Below are 17,727 nucleotides of genomic sequence, written 5' to 3' on the forward strand. Positions count from 1 at the left end.
CTCCTCAGCGCAGCAGGCCGGCGAGGAAGTCGGCGGTGTCGCGGCGCAGCTCGTCCAGCGTCGGTTCGGGGCCGGCGCCGGCGAGCGCGTAGAACGTCACGCCCTCGGTGTAGATCACGAGGCGGCGGCCGTCGTACTCCGGGTCGGCCGAGCCCAGCGCCGCCATCAGCGCCGCGGCCGGCTCCCGGAAGCGGCGGCCGCTCGCGTCGTACCGGGCGCGCAGCTCCGGCCGCCGGGTGGCCTCCAGCGCCAGCTCGTAGCGCGCCAGCGTGCGCCGCCGGTCCTGGGTGAGCTGCGCGTGCAGCAGCCGCGCCACCAGCTCCACCGCGCCCGCCCGGTCGCTCGGGAGCGGGGCGGCGGCGGACGCGGCGAGCTGCCGCTCCTCCAGCTCGTTCAGGCGTTCCAGGGTGAGGTCCAGCAGCGCCGCGCGGGTGCGCGCGACGTTGGACGCGGCCCCCGGCGGGAGGCCGGCCGCCTCGTCCACGGCCCGGTGGGTCAGCCCGCGCATCCCGCGCTCGGCCAGCAGCGTCACGGCGGTCTCGGCGACCAGCTCGGCGCGGGACGATCTCATGCCCCCGGATACTACTTGCGTAGTGGCCACTACATCCGTAGTCTGCACTACAGACGTAGTGTAGGAGGCACGGGATGAAGGCGATCGTGATCGGCGGCGGGATCGGCGGGCTGACCGCCGCCGCGGCCCTCAAGCGCAAGGGCTGGACGGTCCGCGTCCACGAGCGGGCCGCGTCGCTCGAACCGGTCGGCTCCGGACTGGCCATGGCCCCCAACGCGCTGCGCGCCCTCGACACCATCGGCCTCGGCGACCCGGTCCGCGAGCTGGCCGCGTTCGCCGGGGACGGCGGCCTGCGGCGGCCGGACGGCGGCTGGCTCAGCCGCACCAGCGCCGAGGCCGCGCGGGAGCGCTTCGGCGACCCCCTCGTCGTCATGCTCCGCGCCACCCTGATCGACCTGCTCCGGGACCGGCTCGACCCCGGCGACCTGCGGCTGGGCGACACCGTCGAGTCCGCCTCCCCGGACGGCACCGTGATCACCTCGGCGGGCGCGCACACCGCCGACCTGATCGTGGCCGCCGACGGCATCGGCTCCCGCGTCCGGGCCGCGCTCTTCCCCGGCCACCCCGGCCCCCGCCACACCGGGCTGACCGCCTGGCGGCTGCTCACCGACGACCCGGAGGGCAGGAGCACGCCCGCCGAGACCTGGGGCCGCGGCCTGGTCTTCGGCGTCAACCCGATCGCCGACGGCAAGGTCTACTGCTACGCCACCGCACCGGCGCCCGCGGGCGCGACCGCGCCGGACGAACGGGAGGAGCTGCTGCGCCTCTTCGGCTCCTGGCACGACCCGATCCCCGGCCTGCTGGACCGCGCCGACCCCGCGCGCGTCCTGCGCAACGACGTCCACTACATGCCGCGGCCGCTGCCCGCGTTCCACCGCGGCCGCATCGCCCTGCTCGGCGACGCCGCCCACCCCATGACGCCCAACCTCGGCCAGGGCGCCTGCCAGGCCATCGAGGACGCCGTCACCCTCGCCCACGTCGCCGCCGCCGGCGCGGACCTCGCCGCCTACACCCGGGCCCGGCTGCCCCGCACGACCCAGATCATGAAGAGCTCGCACCGGATCGCCCGCCTCACCACCCTGCGGACCCCGCTCCGCGACACCGCCATGAGGGCCGTCGGACGTCTCGGCCCCAACCTCCTGCTCCGCCAGGGCGACCGCACGTTCGGCTGGCGCCCGCCGGCCTGAGGCATGCGAAGAAGCGCAGGTCACTGTACGTTCGCGTGCCCGAGTCGTACCGTTGAGACGTGACTCTGGTCCCGCCCGCCACCGGGCGCGCCGTACCGGCGGAGCGGACCGGCACGGCCGTGTTCGAGGCCGTCGTGCTGGCCTCGTCCCTGGGCGGGATCGGCGTGCTGCACCAGGTGCTGGGCGGGCTGCCGCCCGGCTTCCCGGCCGCGCTGCTGATCGTCCAGCACCGCGCGCCCGCCCCCGCCGGGACCGACGCGCTGGCCGCCCTGCTGGACCGGAGCGGCGCGCTGCCCGTGGACGCGGCGGCCGATCGGAGCCCCCTCCTGCCCGGCCGGGTCGCGGTGGTGCCGCCGCGCACCTCCGCCTGGGTGGACGCCCGCGGGCTGGTACGGCTGCGGCCCGCGAGCCCGCGGCGGATGGCCGATCCCACGCTGGCGGCGCTGGCGGAACGGTTCGGGCCGCGGCTGCTCGGGGCCGTCCTGACCGGGCTGCTGGACGACGGCGCGGCCGGGGCCCGCGCGGTCAAGGCCGCCGGCGGCCGGATCCTGGTGCAGGACCCCGCCGACGCCACCGCGGCGGGCATGCCGGCCGCGGCGCTGGCGACCGGATGCGCCGACCTGGTGCTGCCGGCGTCCCGGCTGGCGGCGGCGCTCACCGCGCTGGTCACCGTCCCGGGCGCCTGAACCGCCGGTCAGAGCGCCCGGACGTCGGCTACTCCGGCCGCGTCGTGAACGTGTGGAACGTGGCGGGCCCGGTCGCGTCCGTGAACGCCACCGGCCGGTGCAGGGCGGCGCCCCACGTCTGGTGCCAGACGGTGTTCCGCGCGCCGGCCGACGCCGCCGACTGGAACAGGCCGCCGACCAGGGCCATGCACGCGAGGCCCGCGAGGGGGCCGGCGGCCTTGCGGGCGGGAGACTTGAAGTTCATGCCGTCCAGTCCACCCCGGCGGCCCCGTCCTCCACATCACGGCGGCCACCCGTCTTGCAGGTAGGGCCAGCCCCACCATGCCGGGGGTCGCGTGGCGTACGCGCGTGCTCGCGCTCCCGCTGGCGGACCTGGAACGGCGGCGGGCACGGCTGGTGGACGTCCTGCGCGCCGGGGCCTGACCACTAGCGGACGGCCCCGGCCGCCGCTGGCCCTCGCCCGTACGCCCGAGCCGTGGTCTCCCACCTCCGGCTCGACCTGCGGATCAGCGCGGCGGCTCCCCCGCAAGAGCGAAGAACGGGCGGCGACCAGTGCCGTCGCGGACCACTCTCATGAGCGATGCGGCCCCCGTTCCCGCGCCCTACGTTCGAGTTCCCCCAACGAACGGAGGGAGCGCATGCTCCTCGAGAACAAGACGGCCGTCGTCTACGGCGGCGGCGGGTCGATCGGCGGCGCGATGGCGCGCGGGTTCGCGGCCGAGGGCGCCCGCGTCTTCCTGGCCGGCCGGACGCCCGCCACCCTCGACGCGGTCGCCGAGCAGATCAGGAAGGCCGGCGGCCAGGCCGAGACCGCCCGGGTGGACGCCCTGGACGAGTCCGCCGTCGACGCCTGGGTCGACTCGGTCGCGGGCATCACCGGCTCGATCGACGTGTCCGTCAATGTCATCACGCAGGACGCGCTGTTCAAGCCGATGATCGAGATGCCGGTGGACGGCTTCGCCGCGGCGATGGAGAAGGTGGCCCGGTCGTTCCTGATCACCACCAGGGCGGCGGCGCGCCACATGGTCAAGCAGAACTCGGGCGTGATCCTGCACTTCGGCGGCTCCGACAGCGGCAACCGCATGCCCAACATCGGCACCGTGCAGATCGGCGCCGACATGGTCGAGGCGATGCGCCGGCAGTGGGCGTGCGAGCTGGGGCCGCAAGGGGTGCGGGTGCTGTCGATGCGTACCGGCGGCATCCCCGAGAGCATGCCGGACATGCCGCAGACCGAGCAGTACAAGCAGCAGATGGTGGACGCGACCCTGCTCAAGCGCGCCGCGACGCTCCAGGACGTCGGCCGCGTCGCCGCGTTCCTGGCGTCCGACCACGCGGCCAGCCTCACGTCCACCCAGGTCAACATCTCCGCGGGAGCACTGATCGACTGATGAGCGCCGACGAGTTCGACAAGGCCGTGGAGGCCAAGGTCCCCGAGCACTACCGCCCGATCGTGGCCCGCCTGCGGGAGCTGATGCGCGAGGGCGCGCCGGAGGCGGAGGAGGTCACGCTGTACGGCTCGCCCGGGTCGCCCGCCTGGAAGGGCGCCAAGGGACTGGCGGTGATCAGCGTGAGCAAGACGCATCTGACGTTCGCGTTCGACCGCGGCGCCGAGTTCACCGACACCCACGGCCTGCTGGCGGGGGCGGGCAAGAAGACCCGGCACGTCAAGATCAAGTCACTCGACACGATGGACGAGGAGGCGATCCGGGACTACATCGCCCAGGCCGCCGCCCTCGACAAGGACTAGCAAGGGCTAGCAACAAGTAGCGGGGAGCGAGCGCGCCCCGGCCCGCCCGCCGGGCCGGGGCGTTCAGACGCGTACCGGGAGGGCGACGAGGCCGCGGACGATGGAGCCGGCGCGGTGGTGGCGCAGTTCCTCCGCCGGTACGGCGAGGGCGAGGTCCGGGAACCGCTCCAGCAGCGACCCGATGGCGATCTGCCCTTCGAGCCGGGCGAGCGGGGCGCCCAGGCAGAAGTGCAGGCCGTGGCCGAACGCGACGTGGCGGTTCGGGGTGCGGGTGAGGTCCAGCTCGTCCGGGTCCCGGAACGCGGCCGGGTCGCGGCCCGCCGCGCCCAGCGAGACGTGCACCCAGGCGCCCTTGGGGATCGGCGTCCCGGCGATCTCCATGTCCTCCAGGGCGACGCGCTGGCTCGCGCGGTCCACCGGCCCGTCGTACCGCAGCAGCTCCTCGATCGCCGCGGGCAGCAGCTCGGGCCGCTTGCGGAGCAGCGCGAGCTGGTCGGGTGCCTGGAGGAGGGCGAGCACGCCGTTCCCGATGAGGTTCATCGTGGTCTCGTGCCCGGCGACGAGCAGCAGCGCGACGATGTTGAGCATCTCGACCTCGGTGAGGGCGGCGTCGCCCTCCCGGGCCTCGATCAGGCCGCTGATCAGGTCGTCCCCGGGGTGCTCCCGGCGCTCGGCGATCACGCCCATGAGGTAGTCGTTGAACGCCAGCGCGACATCGCGCCGCAGGGCCCGCGCCTCCCGCGTCGGCGCCGGAACGGTCAGCACGGCCGTCCACTCGCGGAACCGGTCGCGGTCGGCCGCCGGCACGCCGAGCAGCTCGCAGATCACCTGGACGGGCAGCGGCACGGCCAGCGCCCGGATCAGGTCGGCCTCGCCGTCGATCGCGTCCAGCAGCCGGTCGGTGATCTCCTGGACACGGGGCCGCAGCGCCTCCGTCCGCCGCGCCGTGAACGCCTTGGCGACCAGCGCGCGCAGCCGGGTGTGGTCGGGCGGGTCCATCCCGAGCAGGGTGCCGCCGAAGAACTGGTCGCCGTCCACCGGCACGGAGCTGTGCGCGGTGTCCTTGGACAGGCGCGGGTCGTTCAGCGCGGCGCGGCCGTGCTCGTGGTCGACGACCAGGAAGGCCGTGGCGCCGCGCGGGAAGTCGATCGGGTGCACCGGGCCCTTGGCGCGCAGCTCGGCGTACGCCGCGTACGGGTCCTCGCTGAAGTCGCGGCCGAACAGGAACTCGTGCGGCAGCATCAGAGCACCCTCCCCACCCCGCCGAGGAAGCCGGGCCGCGACAGGTCCAGGCGGGCCGGGTCGACCGGCTCGCCGTCCGGCCGCCAGTCCTCCACCTGCACCAGCCCGGAGCCGATCAGCTCGGTCCCGGCGAAGAACGCCGAGACCTCGGCGTAGTCCCTCGGGATGATGTCGCGCGCTCCCGTCCTGCCGTACGCGGACCTCACCCGGGTCTCGACCTCCTGGGTGACGGCGCCCGCGTGCCCGTGCGAGATGACCAGGTGGCTCCCGGGGGACAGCGGCTCGCGCAGCGTCGCGACGATCTCGGCGGGGCGCGCCTCGTCCGGGACGAAGTGGAGGATCGCCAGCAGCAGCACGGCGACCGGCTGCGTGAAGTCGAACCTGGCCTTGACCTCGGGATGGTCGAGGATGCCCTGCGGGTCCAGGAGGTCGGCCTGCACCACGGTCGTCAGCGGGTTGTCGGCCAGCAGCGCCCGCGCGTGCACGAGGACGATCGGGTCGTTGTCGACGTAGATGACGCGCGAGTCGGGGGCGGCCCGCTGCGCGACCTCGTGCACGTTCTCCTGCGTCGGCAGCCCGGAGCCGATGTCGAGGAACTGCCGCACGCCGCGCCCGGCGAGCATCGTGACGGCCCGGGAGAGCAGCCGGCGGTTGGCCCGGGTGAACTCCAGCACGTTCGGCATCGCCGCGACGACCTGGTCCGCGGCGGCCCGGTCGGCGGCGAAGTTGTCCTTGCCGCCGAGGTAGTAGTCGTACATCCGGGCCACGCTGGGCGTCTCGGGGTCGATCACCCACTCCGGATGCTGCTGATCGCTCACTCGGCCTCCCTGGCTGGGCAATCCGATCCGCCCGATTGTAGGGGCGCGCGTCCGCGCCCGGATAAGCGAATTCGGATATCGCGCAGCGCGACGGGACAATCACTCGAATAATTGTTGAATCTTCTTTCACCCGTTCCGTCAAGGGCAGAAATGATCATGTGGATCCCCGCCGGCGGCGGGGATCGCGCCTGATCGGCGCCCTCCTCCCCCGCGAGCACCCCCGGTTTAGGCCGTGTTTTGGGAGGTAGAGGGCTATATGTCGGCTTTGACCGGCGCGACCGCATGGCCGTACCACGCGCTCGACCAGGTGGGAGGTGAGCACGACCTTGCTGCTGCTAGTGATGGCGCCTCTCGCGGTGCTGCTCCTGCTGATGCTCATGGAGCGCCTCGAATCCGCGCTGCTGACACCGGACCGTCCGAAGCACGCCCGCCGCGAGCGCCCGAACGGCTCCTGACGCCTCGCCCCGGCCGGAACGGCACCGTCCGGCCAGGCGAGACGTGATCGCTTCCCCGTGGCGGCGTTTAGATTTGCTCCATGAGCCTGCCGATTCTGCTGACCGTCGACGACGACCCGTCGGTCTCCCGTGCCGTGGCCCGCGACCTGCGCCGCCGGTACGGGCGCGACTACCGGGTGATGCGGGCCGCCTCCGGCGCGGACGCGCTGGAGGCGCTGCGCGAGATCAAGCTGCGGGGTGAGACGGTCGCGGCGATCCTGGCCGACTACCGGATGCCGCAGATGAACGGCATCGAGTTCCTGGAGCAGGCCATGGACCTGTTCCCGCACGCGCGGCGGGCGCTGCTGACGGCGTACGCCGACACCGAGGCCGCGATCCAGGCGATCAACGTCGTGGACGTCGACCACTACCTGCTCAAGCCGTGGGACCCGCCGGAGGAGAAGCTCTACCCGGTCGTGGACGCGCTGGTCGAGACCTGGAAGGCGGTCGGGGACCGGCCGGTGGAGGAGGTCAAGGTCGTCGGGCACCGCTGGTCGGAGCCCGCGTACCGGGTCCGGGACTTCCTCGCCCGCAACGCGGTCCCGTACCGCTGGTACTCGGTGGACGAGCCCGAGGGGAGGCGCCTGCTGGACGCGGCGGGCGCCGGCCCGGACGACATCCCCGTGGTCGTCACGCCGGACGGGGAGTCGCTGGTCAAGCCGAGCACGGCGGAGATCGCCGCGGCGGCCGGGCTCTCGACCGACCCGGCGGGCGACTTCTACGACCTGGTCGTGGTCGGCGGCGGGCCGGCCGGGCTGGGCGCCGCCGTGTACGGGGCGTCCGAGGGCCTGCGGACGGTCCTGGTCGAGAAGCAGGCCACCGGCGGGCAGGCCGGGCAGAGCTCGCGGATCGAGAACTACCTCGGCTTCCCGGACGGCGTGTCGGGCGCCCAGCTGACCGACCGGGCGCGGCGGCAGGCGCGCAAGTTCGGCGCCGAGGTGCTGACGGCGCGGAAGGTGAAGGCGCTGGAGGCGCGGGGGTCGGCGCGGGTCGTCCGCTTCGAGGACGGGACGGAGATCTCGGCGCACTCGGTGATCCTCGCGACGGGCGTCATGTACCGGGCGCTGGACGCGGCGGGCTGCCGGGACCTGACCGGGCGCGGGATCTTCTACGGGTCGGCGTCCACCGAGGCGCAGGCGTGCGAGGGCGAGCACGTCTACATCGTCGGCGGGGCGAACTCGGCGGGCCAGGCGGCCGTGTTCTTCTCCCGGCACGCCCGGAAGGTGACGCTGCTCGTCCGCGGCAAGGACCTCGCGCAGTCGATGTCGCACTACCTGATCGAGCAGATCGACGCCATCGGCAACATCGAGGTGCGGGTCCGGACGACCGTGGCCGCCGCGCACGGCGGCGACCGGCTGGAGCGGCTGACGCTCGCGGACGCCGACACCGGCGAGACCGAGGACGTCCCGTGCCGGCACGTGTTCGTGTTCATCGGCGCCGCGCCGCACACCGACTGGCTCGGCGACGCGGTCGCCCGGGACGCGCACGGCTTCGTGTGCACCGGTCCCGACCTGCTGGACGAGGGGCGCCGCCCGGCGGGCTGGCCGCCGGACCGGGACCCGTACTACCTGGAGTCGTCCATCCCGGGCGTGTTCGTGGCCGGCGACGTCCGGGCGCAGTCGGTGAAGCGGGTCGCGTCGGCGGTCGGCGAGGGCGCCATGGCCGTGACGCTCGTCCACAGATACCTGGAGGAACGGTGAACGGAGCGGAGCGGTGAGCGCACTGAGCAACGAGGAACTGCGGACGCTGTTCCTCTTCGAGCGCCTGGAGCCCGGGCAGCTCGACTGGATCGCCGCGCACGGCCGGGTCGAGACGGTCCCCGAAGGGCAGCCGGTGTTCCGCGAGGGCGAGCCGGCGACCTGCTTCTACGTGCTGCTGTCCGGGACGCTGAAGCTGACCCGGGCGGTCCGCGGCGAGGAGGTGGAGCTCAACCGGTCGAGCCGGCGCGGCGTCTACTGCGGCGCGATCCAGTTCTTCGTGGACGGCGACGACGACCAGCGGTACGGGGCGACGGCGTACGCGGTGACCGAGGCGTCGTTCTTCCTGCTGCCGGCCGCCGACTTCGCCGAGCGGTTCCGCGAATGGTTCCCGATGCCGACGCACCTGCTGGAGGGGATGCTGTCCGGCACCCGCAACACCCAGCTGGTCATCGGCCAGCGGGAGCGGCTGCTGGCCCTGGGCGTGCTGTCGGCCGGGCTCACGCACGAGCTGAACAACCCGGCCGCGGCGGCCGTGCGGGCGACGGCGGCGCTGCGCGAGCGGGTCGCCGGGATGCGGCACAAGCTGGCGAAGCTCGCCCATGAGGACATCGAGCCGGGGCTGCTGGAGAAGCTCATCGACGTCCAGGAGCGCCTGGTCAAGCGGGTCTCGGAGGCGCCGCCGATGACGGCGATGCAGGTCGCCGACCGGGAGGACGAGCTGACCGACTGGCTGGACGACCACGACGTGGAGGACGGCTGGGACCTGGCGCCCGTCCTCGTCCCCGCCGGGATCGGCGCGGCCGACCTGGACGAGGTGGGCGGCGCGGTCGGCGAGGAGTTCCTGAGCACGGCGCTGCGCTGGCTCGGGTACGCGCTGGAGACCGAGACGCTGATGGGCGAGATCGAGGACGCCACCGCGCGGATCTCGAACCTGCTGGGCGCGGCGAAGCAGTACTCGCAGATGGACCGGGCGCCGTACCAGTGGATCGACGTCCACGAGGGCCTGGACTCCACCCTCGTCATGCTGTCCGGCAAGATCGGCTCGGGTGTGCGGGTGGTGAAGGAGTACGACCGGGGGCTGCCGACCGTCCCGGCGTACGCGGGCGAGCTCAACCAGGTGTGGACGAACCTGGTCGACAACGCGGTCGCCGCGATGGGCGGCGAGGGCACGCTCACCGTCACGACCCGGGCGGCCGACGACCGGCTGCTGGTGGAGATCCGCGACACCGGCACCGGCATCCCGGCGGAGAACCTGGAGCGGATCTTCGAGCCGTTCTTCACCACCAAGCCGGTCGGCGACGGCACCGGCCTCGGGCTGGACATCGCGTACCGGATCGTGGCCGACCGCCACCACGGCGTCCTGCGGGTGGACTCCGAGCCGGGCGACACCCGCTTCCAGGTCCTCCTCCCCCTCACCGAGCCGTAGGAAGGCGGGGCGTCAGGCGGAGTTCTGGTCCGCGTACGGGTCGGACGACTCCAGCGCGAGCCGCCGGATCCCGACGAGGTCGTCGTCGGTGTAGTCGGCCGGCAGCTCGATGCCGAGGCCCTGGAAGAGCGCGCGGATCTCGTCCGGCGCGGGCTCCTCGCCGAGCGGCAGGCCCTTGACGTCGTGCAGCCGCAGCCGCCTGGCCTGCTGGAAGCTGACGTGCAGCTCCGACTCCCAGCAGAGGTAGCTGGGCGTGCCGCCGGCGATGACGATCGCGGGGAACTCCGGGCCGCGCTGGGTGAAGATGACGCAGCTGCTGGACAGCTCGTAGCGCAGCAGCGAGTAGCTCGCCGACAGCCGGACGTCGATGTCGAGCAGCTCGTACCGCTGCTGGTGCCAGCACGCCGCCAGGATCGTCGCGTACAGCTCCCGCCGGGTCTCCCGTACGGTCCAGGACCGCTCGGGGCTGTCGGTGCCGACCGCCATCCGCCGGTGCAGGCCGACGAACTCCTCGCACAGGTCCGGGTCGCTCGGGTCGAGGATCTCCAGCCGGAAGTCGAGCCGGCGGCGGTGCGGCCGGGCGGCGCGCACGCACTCGGGGAGCGTGACGGCCCGGACGTACGCGCCGGTGGCGCCGCGGAACACCCAGCGGCCGGTCTCCCGGCGCGCCTCCTCCAGCACCCGGTTGGCCTCGGAACCGCTGATCACCCGGACCTCCGGGCGGCGCTGGAACTCGTCGGTCAGCCGGTCGAGCCGCCGGTGCGTCTCGCCCACCGACTCCAGGACGGACTGCCCCTGGCCGTCGCCGCGCACCCGCTCGCGCAGCAGCACGATCGCGACCACCGCGAGCGTCGCCATCGTCGCGCTCTGCACGATCTTCGCGGACGTCACGCCGGTGAAGTCGAGGATGAGGATGACGACCGCCAGCGTCACCGCGACCATGACGTCGACGTTGGCCCCCGCCCACATGAAAGCCTTCTTCATCGCCACCCCAGAAGCGCCCGCGTCGCCAGAACCGTTTGATCCTAGGCAACACGGGCGCCTCCGCTTAAGAGGTCACGTGAACTGATCTTTCAGGACAGGGTGAGGCCGGAGACGCCGCCCGAGACGAGGATCAGGTAGCGGTCCTCGGCGGTGTCGTAGCCCGGCGTCTGGTCGGCGAGGCCGTTGCCCACCGCGCCGAACGCGCGGTCGTCCAGGGCGACCCGCGTGACGCCCTTGGCGGCCTCGATCCGTACCGGGACGCCCGCCGGACGGGAGATCCGGAGGTCGTCGGCGGACGCGAACCGGACGGTACGGGTGCCGCGCGGCCGGCCGAGCGCGATCGACGCGTGCGCCACGCCGCCGTGGAAGGCGAGCGAGCGCAGGTCGGCGCCGGTGAGGTCGGCGTCGAGGTGGGCGGCGCCGCCGTGGACGTCCACCGCCCACGGCACGGCCGGGTCGAGCCGCATGGTGCTGGGGGCGGTGCGGCGGAGCAGGCGCGCGCCGAGCGGGTACTCCACGTGCGTCCTGCCGTCCACCGACCAGACGGCCGGCGGCGGGCCGCCGAACTCGGCCTCCAGCAGGTTCCCCAGCCCCTCGCGGGCCGCCAGCTCCAGCCGGCCGAGCCCGTTGTCGAAGCTCAGCCGGGCGGTCTCCAGGCCGGCCGGCATCGGGACGGTGACGCGGGCGGCGCGGACGCCTTCGGACGTGGCCTCGTGCACGGCCTTCCGCGTGTCGTTCCGCATGGTCTTCTCCTTCATGGCCTCGTCCTGCATGCCCTCGTCCTGCATGCCCTCGTCCTGCATGGCCTCGTCCTTCATGACCGGCTCCTGATGGCGGCGAGGGCGGCGGCCAGGTCGGCGGGGCCGGTGCCGCGCCAGCCGACGAACCCGTCGGGCCGGACGAGCAGGGCGTGGCCGCCGGGAACGGTGCCGTGGGACGGGGCGGAGTCGATGCCGAGGTCGACGGCGGCCTTCTCCCAGACCGGCCCGTCGCCGACCACGACGAACCCGCGGCCGTAGCGGTCGAGCGTGGAGCGGCCGCCGCCCAGGTCGGCGTGCGGCGCGCGGCTGCCGGGTCGGCCGTCCAGGTCGGCGGGGAGCATCGGCGCCGGGTCCGGGTCGCCGCCGACGACGGCGGCCGAGTCGTACCGGTACCCCATCGAGACGGCGCCGTAGTCGATGATCTCCGGTCCGGCGCCGGGGCCCATCCGGGCGCCGAACCGCGCCATGGCCTGCTCCATCGTCATCGCCCCGGCCGGCCGCCGCTCGGCCTCGTAGGTGGCGAGCAGGCCGGTGCCGGCGCGGTCGGCGAGGACCTCGGCGAGCTTCCAGGCCAGGTTGTGCGCGTCCTGGACGCCCGCGTTCGCGCCGAGCCCGCCGGTGGGCGGCCAGGCGTGCGCGGCGTCGCCGGCCAGGAAGACGCGGCCCGCGCCGTAGCGGCGGGCGAGGTGCGCCCCGATCGGAAAGCCGAGGATCTTGATGTCGGTGCCGGGGACCTGCGGGCGGAGCGCGACCTCGGCGTCCGGGAGGCCGGCCGCGGCCCGCACCATCCCCGCGACCCGCTCGTCGGTGAAGTCGCCGGGCGACTCCCGGGACGGGTCGTACCCGGTGCCGAACACCCACCGCCTCCCCGCCTCGTCGTGCGCCATGATGATCGTGAACGGCCGGGGGCGTTCCAGGTAGGCGGTGCCGACCGGACGGCCGCGCACGGCCGGGGCCAGGTCGGCGTCCACGATCGCGGTGATCGTGTGGAACAGCGTGCCGGGACCGTCCAGCGCGATGCCCAGCTCTGCGCGGACCGGGCTGTGGAAGCCGTCGGCGGCGATCATGTAGTCCGCGCGCACCGTCTCGCCGCCGCCGAGCCGCGCGGTCACGCCGGCCGCGTCCTGCTCGAACGCGGCCAGCTCGGTCCCGAACCGCACGTCGGCGCCCAGCCCGCGGGCCCGGTCCCGCAGCAGCACCTCCAGCCTGTCCTGGTCGATCGGGCCGAACCCGGTGGGGCTGGACGCGGAACCGTCGTCCTCGAACGGCTCGTCGGGCTCCTCGTACACCGCGTCGTTCAGCGTCTCCGCCTTCACCGGCCGCCACACGAAGTCCTCGCCGGCGTACGCGGCCGCGCGGATCCCGGGCTCCAGCCCGTACTGCCGGTAGATCTCCATCGTGCGCGGCGTCAGCCCCCGCGCCCGGGGGTGGATCAGCAGGTCGGGGTGCTTCTCCACGAGCGTGCAGGCGACGCCCTGCCCGGCCAGGAACACCGCGGCGGACAGGCCGGTCACCCCGCCGCCCACGATCAGCACCGGTATCCGGTTCGTCATGTCGTCCTCCCTCTGTCGGTGCGATGGGACGAGACTCCGCGCTGAGGGGGGCGGCGCACGTCCGGCGAATGCCTTATCCGGGTCCTCAGATCCGGCCCGGCGGGGGATGATGGCGATCATGCGGCGGGGAGGGTTCGTGGGCCGGGGCGCGCAGCTGGCGCGGATCGAGGAGGCGCTGCGGGCCGCCGAGTCCGGCGCGCCGCGGTTCGTGGTCGTCGGCGGGGACGGCGGCGCGGGCAAGACCCGGCTGCTGGAGCACGCCGCCTCCCGGTTCGAGGACTCCGGTGTCCGGGTGCTGCGCGGCGCGTGCGTGGAGCTGGGCGAGGGCGGGCTGCCGTTCGTCCCTTTCACCGGCATGCTCCGCGAGCTGGGCGTCGACGGCCTGTCCTCGCTGGCGGGCGACCGGGCCTCGATGTTCGACACGTTCGCGGGCCTCCTGGAGCGCCTCGGAGCGGAACGCACGACGCTCCTGGTCATCGACGACCTGCAATGGGCGGGCGGCTCAACGCGCGACCTCCTGGGCTTTCTCGCGCGGGCCCTGCGTTCGGCGCGGATCCTGGTCCTCGTGGCGGTACGCACGGACGCCCTGCATGGCGGGCACCCGCTGCGTTCGTTCCTCGCGGAACTTCAGCGGCTGCCCCATGTCGTACGCCTCGACCTGCCGCGCTTCGACCGCGCCGAGACGGCCGAGCTGATCGCGGCCGTCTTGGGGGAACGCGCACCGGAGGAGCTGACCGACCGCGTCTTCCGCAGCTCGGGAGGCAACCCGCTCTTCGCGGAGGAACTCGTCCGGACGCAGGGCACGGAACTCCCCGAGTCCCTGCGCGACCTCCTGCTGAGCCGCTTCACCAGCCTTCCCGAGACGACCCGGGACGCCGTACGGGAGGCGTCCGTGGGAGGTCCGGTCGTCTCGCACGAACTGCTGGCGGAGGTCACCCGCCTCCCAGAGGACGACCTGCTGGCCGCCCTCCGCACGGCCAGGGACGCGCAGGTCCTCGTCGCCCGTGAAGACGGGTACGCCTTCCGGCACGCGCTCCTGCGCGAGGCCATCGCCGGCGACCTGCTCCCGGCGGAGCGGACCCGCATGCACCGCCGCTACGCGGAGGCGCTCGACGCCGACCCCGCCTTGACGCTTCCCGACCGTTTCGCGGCCGAGGTCGCGTTCCATTGGTACGAGGCGGGGGACGCGGAGCGCGCGCTGCCCGCCCTCCTCACCGCCGCCGACGCGGCCGCGGCCGTGTACGCCCATGCCGAGGAGTGCCGGCTGCTCGTCCGGGCACTGGACCTCTGGCCGGGGTCAGGACGTCCCGCGTCGGAGCGCGGCGCCGTCCAGGACAGGGCCCTGCGCGCGGGCGGCTGGGCGGGCGAGGACCACCAGGTCCTCGACCTCCTGGACCGGGCCCTGGTGGAGGAGACGTCTCCCGGCCGCACGGCGATGCTGCTCGCCCACCGCGGGATGGCCCTGCACAGCCTCGGCAGGGACGGTGCCCTGACCGCGCTGGACGAGGCGCTGCGCACCGTCGCCGACGCCGGGCCGCTCGCCCGCGCGCGCGTGCTCGACCTGGCCGGCGCCGTCCTCGTCCTGCGCGGCCGGCCGGAGAAGGCGCACGACACCGCGCGGGAAGCGGCCCGGCTGGCCGCCGGCCTGGGCGAGGAGGGGCTGGTCACCAACGCGGTCACGACCGCCGGGATGGCGCTGGCCCGGCTCGGCCGCCACGCCGGCGCGCTGGCGGCGTTCGAGGAGGCCGAGGGGATCGCGGTCCGCCTGGACGACGCCGTACTGCTCTCCCGGGTCCTGCTGAACCGCGCCGACCTCCACGGCGACACGGGCGACCACCCGGCCGCGATCGCGGCGGCGCGGGCCGGGCTGGAGGCCGCCCGCACGGCCGGCCTCTTCCGTACCCTGGGCGCCCTCATCGGCCTGCGCCTGGCCGCCTCCCTGTTCGCCACCGGCGCCTGGGACGAGGCGGAGACGGCCGCCGCCGACGCCCTCCGCCGCGACCCCGCCCCCGGCTTCACCGCCTCCCTGTACGCCCTGCGCGGCGAGCTGGCGCTGGCGCGCGGCGAGACGCGGCAGGCACGCGACCACCTGGCGCTGGCCCGCGACGCCCCGTATCTGGAGGCGGCCCTGGCCCTCCGGGAGCGGCGCCGGACCGAGGCGCGCACGATCATCGGCAGGGCCCTGGACGCGCCGCTGCCTCCCGTCCGCGCCTGGCGCCTGCTCCTGCTCGCCGCCGGAACCGGGGACGGCTCCAGGGAACGGGCCCTCCGGGAACGGGCGGCCGCGCTCCCCTCGGACACGCCCCTCACCGCCGCGTACGCCGCCCACTTCCGGGCGGAGTCGGGCGACGCCTCCTGGCGGCACGCCGTGGCCGCCTACGACGGGATCGGCGAGGTGTACGCGGCCTCCCAGGCACGCCTGCGCGCCGCCGAAGAGGCCGCGGCGGGCAACGACCGGAAAGCTGCGGCCGATCTGCTCCGTACCGCGGCCGAGCAGTGCGCTCTCCTGGGCGCGCGTCCGCTCCGCGACGAGATCGCCGTGATGGCCCGCGCCGCCCGCATCGACCTCGCGGACGGGACGGCCGCGCGGGAGGAGCCCGTCCCGCTGGGCCTCACCGACCGCGAGACCGAGGTCCTGAGGCTCATCACGGCGGGCAGGTCCAACCGCCAGATCGCCGAGCGCCTCTTCATCAGCCCGAAGACCGCCAGCGTCCATGTCTCCCGCATCCTCGCCAAGCTCGGCGTCAGGACGCGCGGCGAGGCCGCGGCCGCCGCCCACCGCCTGGGCCTCTTCCCGGACGTCCGGTAGGAGGCCGGGGCGGGGGCGCCGGGACGTCCTCAGGCGGGCAGGGCGCCGGCGGTCGGTGCCACCAGGCCGAACAGGTCGCCGATCTGGGTCAGGGCGGCCTCGTGCAGCGTCTCGGCGGGCAGCGGCGTACCGCCGGGCCCCGGCAGCGGGCGGGTGGCGCAGGCGTCGGCGACGACGGTCGGCCGGTAGCCCAGGTTGAACGCCCCCTGCGCGGTGGACGCGACGCACATGTGCGTCATGAAGCCCGCCAGGACCAGGTCGGGCCCGGCGTCCATGTCCGTGAGGACCTGCTGGAGTTCGGTCCGGTGGAACGAGTCGGGGAACGTCTTCACCACCACCGGCTCGCCGTCGCGCGGCGCGACCTGCGGGCTGATGGCGCCGCTCTCGGCCCGCACGTCGTAGGGGCTGCCGGGGCCGCCGTCGTTCACGACGTGGACGACGCGGGTCCCGGCGGCGCGGGCGCGTTCCAGCAGGCGGCCCCCGGCCTCCAGGGCCCGCTCGGCGTCCGGCAGGGCCATCACGCCGCTGCGGTAGGTGTTCTGGTAGTCGATCAGGACGAGGGTCGCGCCGCCCAGCCGCGGCAGGTCGGCGGGCAGGCCGACGACCTCGCGGAGGGTCTGCGAAACGGTGGTGCTCATGGGACGTTCCTCTCTGGTCTCGGGCAGGCTGACGCCTCCGCCGGATCCCGGCGGGACGAGGGTGGAAGGGATGAGGGTCAGGCCACCGTGCGGAAGCGGCGGCGGTAGGAGCCCGGGCCGGTGCCCAGGCGCCGGCGGAACGCGCGGTGCAGGGTCTCGGTCGAGCCGAACCCGCTCTCGGCCGCCACCCGAGGCAGCGGCAGCTCGGTCGTCTCCAGCAGCCGCCGCGCCGCCTCCACGCGCGCGGACTCGATGTAGGCGGCCGGGGTGCTCCCGGTCTGGCGCCGGAAGACGCGGGTGAACTGGCGCTGGCTGAGCCCGAGCCGCGCCGCCAGCTCCGCGATCGTGAGCTCCTCGGCGAGGTGCTCGGCGATCCACAGGCGCAGCTCGTCGATGTCGCGGCGGCCCCCGGCGGCATGGGCCAGCGGGACGCTGAACTGGCTCTGCCCGCCCTGCCGCTTGAGGTACACGACCAGGGCCCGGGCCACCGCCAGCGCCGTCTCCTCGCCGTGGTCCTCGGCCACCAGCGCCAGCGACAGGTCCAGGCAGGCGCTGATGCCCGCGCCCGTCCACACCCGGCCGCTGGACCGTACGAAGATCGGGTCGGGGTCGACGGTGACGCCCGGGTGATCTGCGGCCAGCTGCGCCGCCGTAGTCCAGTGGGTGGTGGCGGTCAGGCCGTCCAGCAGCCCGGCCTCGGCCAGGATGTGCGCGCCGACGCACACCGACGCGATCCGCCGCGCGGCGGGGGCGGTCCGCCGCACCCAGTCCACCACCTCCGCGTCGGCCGTCGCGCGGGTCGACCCGTCAGGGGCGAGGTCCACGGCACCGGGGACGAGCAGGGTGTCCACCCGGTCGCCGACCTCGTCGAACCGCAGGTCGGCCACCAGCCGCACCCCGGCGGACGTGGCGACGTGCCCGCCCTCCGGCGCGGCGAGCCGCACGTCGTACAGCGCGCGGCCGGCGACCCGGTTGGCCAGGGCGAACACCTCGGCCGGGCCGGTGACGTCGAGCAGGTCGACGTCCGGGAAGAGCGCGATGACGACGCGATGCTCAGCGGACATGTCTCGATTGTCGGTGATTTCATAGAGTGACCGCAACGACAGTTATC

At 74.4% G+C, this 17,727-nt stretch carries 17 protein-coding genes; 8 read left to right on the forward strand and 9 right to left on the reverse strand.

Annotated features, from left to right (window positions below):
• Positions 1–4: 4 nt before the first annotated feature.
• Complete coding sequence (locus tag AB0881_RS07560) at positions 5–571, reverse strand: TetR/AcrR family transcriptional regulator (RefSeq protein ID WP_366615094.1); 567 nt, start codon at positions 569–571, stop codon at positions 5–7.
• A 74-nt stretch (positions 572–645) separates the two neighbouring features.
• Between AB0881_RS07560 and AB0881_RS07565 the strand changes: the two genes are divergently transcribed.
• Positions 646–1,758 (forward strand): FAD-dependent monooxygenase, encoded by a 1,113-nt coding sequence (locus AB0881_RS07565; RefSeq protein WP_366615095.1) that lies wholly within the window; start codon positions 646–648, stop codon positions 1,756–1,758.
• A 59-nt stretch (positions 1,759–1,817) separates the two neighbouring features.
• Positions 1,818–2,444 (forward strand): chemotaxis protein CheB, encoded by a 627-nt coding sequence (locus AB0881_RS07570; RefSeq protein WP_366615097.1) that lies wholly within the window; start codon positions 1,818–1,820, stop codon positions 2,442–2,444.
• 28 nt (positions 2,445–2,472) lie between these two features.
• On the opposite strand, the gene AB0881_RS07575 is transcribed toward AB0881_RS07570, so the two are convergent.
• The gene (locus tag AB0881_RS07575; RefSeq protein ID WP_366615098.1) at positions 2,473–2,688 is read right to left on the reverse strand and encodes a hypothetical protein; all 216 of its coding nucleotides are present in this window, start codon (positions 2,686–2,688) and stop codon (positions 2,473–2,475) included.
• Between the two features lie 394 nt (positions 2,689–3,082).
• Here AB0881_RS07575 and AB0881_RS07580 point away from each other — a divergent pair, with 394 nt between their 5' ends.
• Both AB0881_RS07580 and AB0881_RS07585 read left to right on the forward strand, forming a co-directional pair.
• Positions 3,083–3,832 (forward strand): SDR family oxidoreductase, encoded by a 750-nt coding sequence (locus AB0881_RS07580; protein WP_366615099.1) that lies wholly within the window; start codon positions 3,083–3,085, stop codon positions 3,830–3,832.
• Positions 3,832–4,191: a DUF1801 domain-containing protein gene (locus AB0881_RS07585; protein ID WP_366615101.1), complete on the forward strand. Its 360-nt coding sequence runs from the start codon at positions 3,832–3,834 to the stop codon at positions 4,189–4,191. Before AB0881_RS07580 ends, AB0881_RS07585 begins: the two co-directional genes overlap by 1 nt.
• A gap of 63 nt (positions 4,192–4,254) precedes the next feature.
• Here AB0881_RS07585 and AB0881_RS07590 read toward each other — a convergent pair whose 3' ends face one another.
• Positions 4,255–5,433 (reverse strand): cytochrome P450, encoded by a 1,179-nt coding sequence (locus AB0881_RS07590; protein WP_366615102.1) that lies wholly within the window; start codon positions 5,431–5,433, stop codon positions 4,255–4,257.
• On the reverse strand, positions 5,433–6,251 hold the full coding sequence (locus AB0881_RS07595) for an SAM-dependent methyltransferase (protein WP_366615103.1): 819 nt from the start codon (positions 6,249–6,251) through the stop codon (positions 5,433–5,435). Before AB0881_RS07595 ends, AB0881_RS07590 begins: the two co-directional genes overlap by 1 nt.
• A 314-nt stretch (positions 6,252–6,565) precedes the next feature.
• On the opposite strand from AB0881_RS07595, the gene AB0881_RS07600 reads away from it, so the two are divergent.
• From AB0881_RS07600 to AB0881_RS07610, 3 genes are all read left to right on the forward strand, one after another.
• The gene (locus AB0881_RS07600; RefSeq protein WP_366615105.1) at positions 6,566–6,706 is read left to right on the forward strand and encodes a hypothetical protein; all 141 of its coding nucleotides are present in this window, start codon (positions 6,566–6,568) and stop codon (positions 6,704–6,706) included.
• A gap of 80 nt (positions 6,707–6,786) precedes the next feature.
• Complete coding sequence (locus tag AB0881_RS07605; protein WP_366615106.1) at positions 6,787–8,445, forward strand: FAD-dependent oxidoreductase; 1,659 nt, start codon at positions 6,787–6,789, stop codon at positions 8,443–8,445.
• Positions 8,446–8,458: 13 nt separating this feature from the next.
• Positions 8,459–9,871 carry an ATP-binding protein gene (locus AB0881_RS07610; RefSeq protein WP_366615108.1) on the forward strand — a complete coding sequence of 471 codons (1,413 nt, stop codon included), beginning with the start codon at positions 8,459–8,461 and terminating at the stop codon, positions 9,869–9,871.
• 12 nt (positions 9,872–9,883) lie between these two features.
• Here AB0881_RS07610 and AB0881_RS07615 read toward each other — a convergent pair whose 3' ends face one another.
• The 3 genes from AB0881_RS07615 to AB0881_RS07625 form a co-directional block, all read right to left on the reverse strand.
• Positions 9,884–10,855, reverse strand: coding sequence for a hypothetical protein (locus AB0881_RS07615; protein ID WP_366615110.1), 972 nt, complete (start codon positions 10,853–10,855; stop codon positions 9,884–9,886).
• An 89-nt stretch (positions 10,856–10,944) separates the two neighbouring features.
• Positions 10,945–11,673, reverse strand: coding sequence for a hypothetical protein (locus AB0881_RS07620; RefSeq protein ID WP_366615112.1), 729 nt, complete (start codon positions 11,671–11,673; stop codon positions 10,945–10,947).
• Entirely contained in the window at positions 11,670–13,169 is a 1,500-nt protein-coding gene (locus tag AB0881_RS07625) for an FAD-dependent oxidoreductase (protein WP_366615114.1), read from the reverse strand. The genes AB0881_RS07620 and AB0881_RS07625 overlap by 4 nt, the downstream gene beginning before the upstream one ends.
• Before the next feature lie 118 nt (positions 13,170–13,287).
• On the opposite strand from AB0881_RS07625, the gene AB0881_RS07630 reads away from it, so the two are divergent.
• Positions 13,288–15,978 carry an AAA family ATPase gene (locus AB0881_RS07630; protein ID WP_366615116.1) on the forward strand — a complete coding sequence of 897 codons (2,691 nt, stop codon included), beginning with the start codon at positions 13,288–13,290 and terminating at the stop codon, positions 15,976–15,978.
• Positions 15,979–16,007: 29 nt separating this feature from the next.
• On the opposite strand, the gene AB0881_RS07635 is transcribed toward AB0881_RS07630, so the two are convergent.
• The gene (locus AB0881_RS07635; RefSeq protein WP_366615117.1) at positions 16,008–16,616 is read right to left on the reverse strand and encodes a cysteine hydrolase family protein; all 609 of its coding nucleotides are present in this window, start codon (positions 16,614–16,616) and stop codon (positions 16,008–16,010) included.
• Positions 16,617–16,693: 77 nt separating this feature from the next.
• Entirely contained in the window at positions 16,694–17,680 is a 987-nt protein-coding gene (locus tag AB0881_RS07640) for a helix-turn-helix domain-containing protein (RefSeq protein ID WP_366615118.1), read from the reverse strand.
• Positions 17,681–17,727 lie beyond the last annotated feature (47 nt).

Origin of the sequence: Spirillospora sp. NPDC029432, assembly GCF_040703975.1 — a bacterium.
Taxonomy (GTDB): domain Bacteria; phylum Actinomycetota; class Actinomycetes; order Streptosporangiales; family Streptosporangiaceae; genus Spirillospora.

What these genes read in the sequence shown, in the direction of transcription:
- AB0881_RS07560 (WP_366615094.1), bottom strand. Translation starts at nt 571, where the DNA reads ATGAGATCGTCCCGCGCCGAGCTGGTCGCCGAGACCGCCGTGACGCTG.
- AB0881_RS07565 (WP_366615095.1), top strand. Translation starts at nt 646, where the DNA reads ATGAAGGCGATCGTGATCGGCGGCGGGATCGGCGGGCTGACCGCCGCC.
- AB0881_RS07575 (WP_366615098.1), bottom strand. Translation starts at nt 2,688, where the DNA reads ATGAACTTCAAGTCTCCCGCCCGCAAGGCCGCCGGCCCCCTCGCGGGC.
- AB0881_RS07580 (WP_366615099.1), top strand. Translation starts at nt 3,083, where the DNA reads ATGCTCCTCGAGAACAAGACGGCCGTCGTCTACGGCGGCGGCGGGTCG.
- AB0881_RS07585 (WP_366615101.1), top strand. Translation starts at nt 3,832, where the DNA reads ATGAGCGCCGACGAGTTCGACAAGGCCGTGGAGGCCAAGGTCCCCGAG.
- AB0881_RS07590 (WP_366615102.1), bottom strand. Translation starts at nt 5,433, where the DNA reads ATGCTGCCGCACGAGTTCCTGTTCGGCCGCGACTTCAGCGAGGACCCG.
- AB0881_RS07605 (WP_366615106.1), top strand. Translation starts at nt 6,787, where the DNA reads ATGAGCCTGCCGATTCTGCTGACCGTCGACGACGACCCGTCGGTCTCC.
- AB0881_RS07615 (WP_366615110.1), bottom strand. Translation starts at nt 10,855, where the DNA reads ATGAAGAAGGCTTTCATGTGGGCGGGGGCCAACGTCGACGTCATGGTC.
- AB0881_RS07620 (WP_366615112.1), bottom strand. Translation starts at nt 11,673, where the DNA reads ATGAAGGACGAGGCCATGCAGGACGAGGGCATGCAGGACGAGGGCATG.
- AB0881_RS07625 (WP_366615114.1), bottom strand. Translation starts at nt 13,169, where the DNA reads ATGACGAACCGGATACCGGTGCTGATCGTGGGCGGCGGGGTGACCGGC.
- AB0881_RS07630 (WP_366615116.1), top strand. Translation starts at nt 13,288, where the DNA reads ATGCGGCGGGGAGGGTTCGTGGGCCGGGGCGCGCAGCTGGCGCGGATC.
- AB0881_RS07635 (WP_366615117.1), bottom strand. Translation starts at nt 16,616, where the DNA reads ATGAGCACCACCGTTTCGCAGACCCTCCGCGAGGTCGTCGGCCTGCCC.
- AB0881_RS07640 (WP_366615118.1), bottom strand. Translation starts at nt 17,680, where the DNA reads ATGTCCGCTGAGCATCGCGTCGTCATCGCGCTCTTCCCGGACGTCGAC.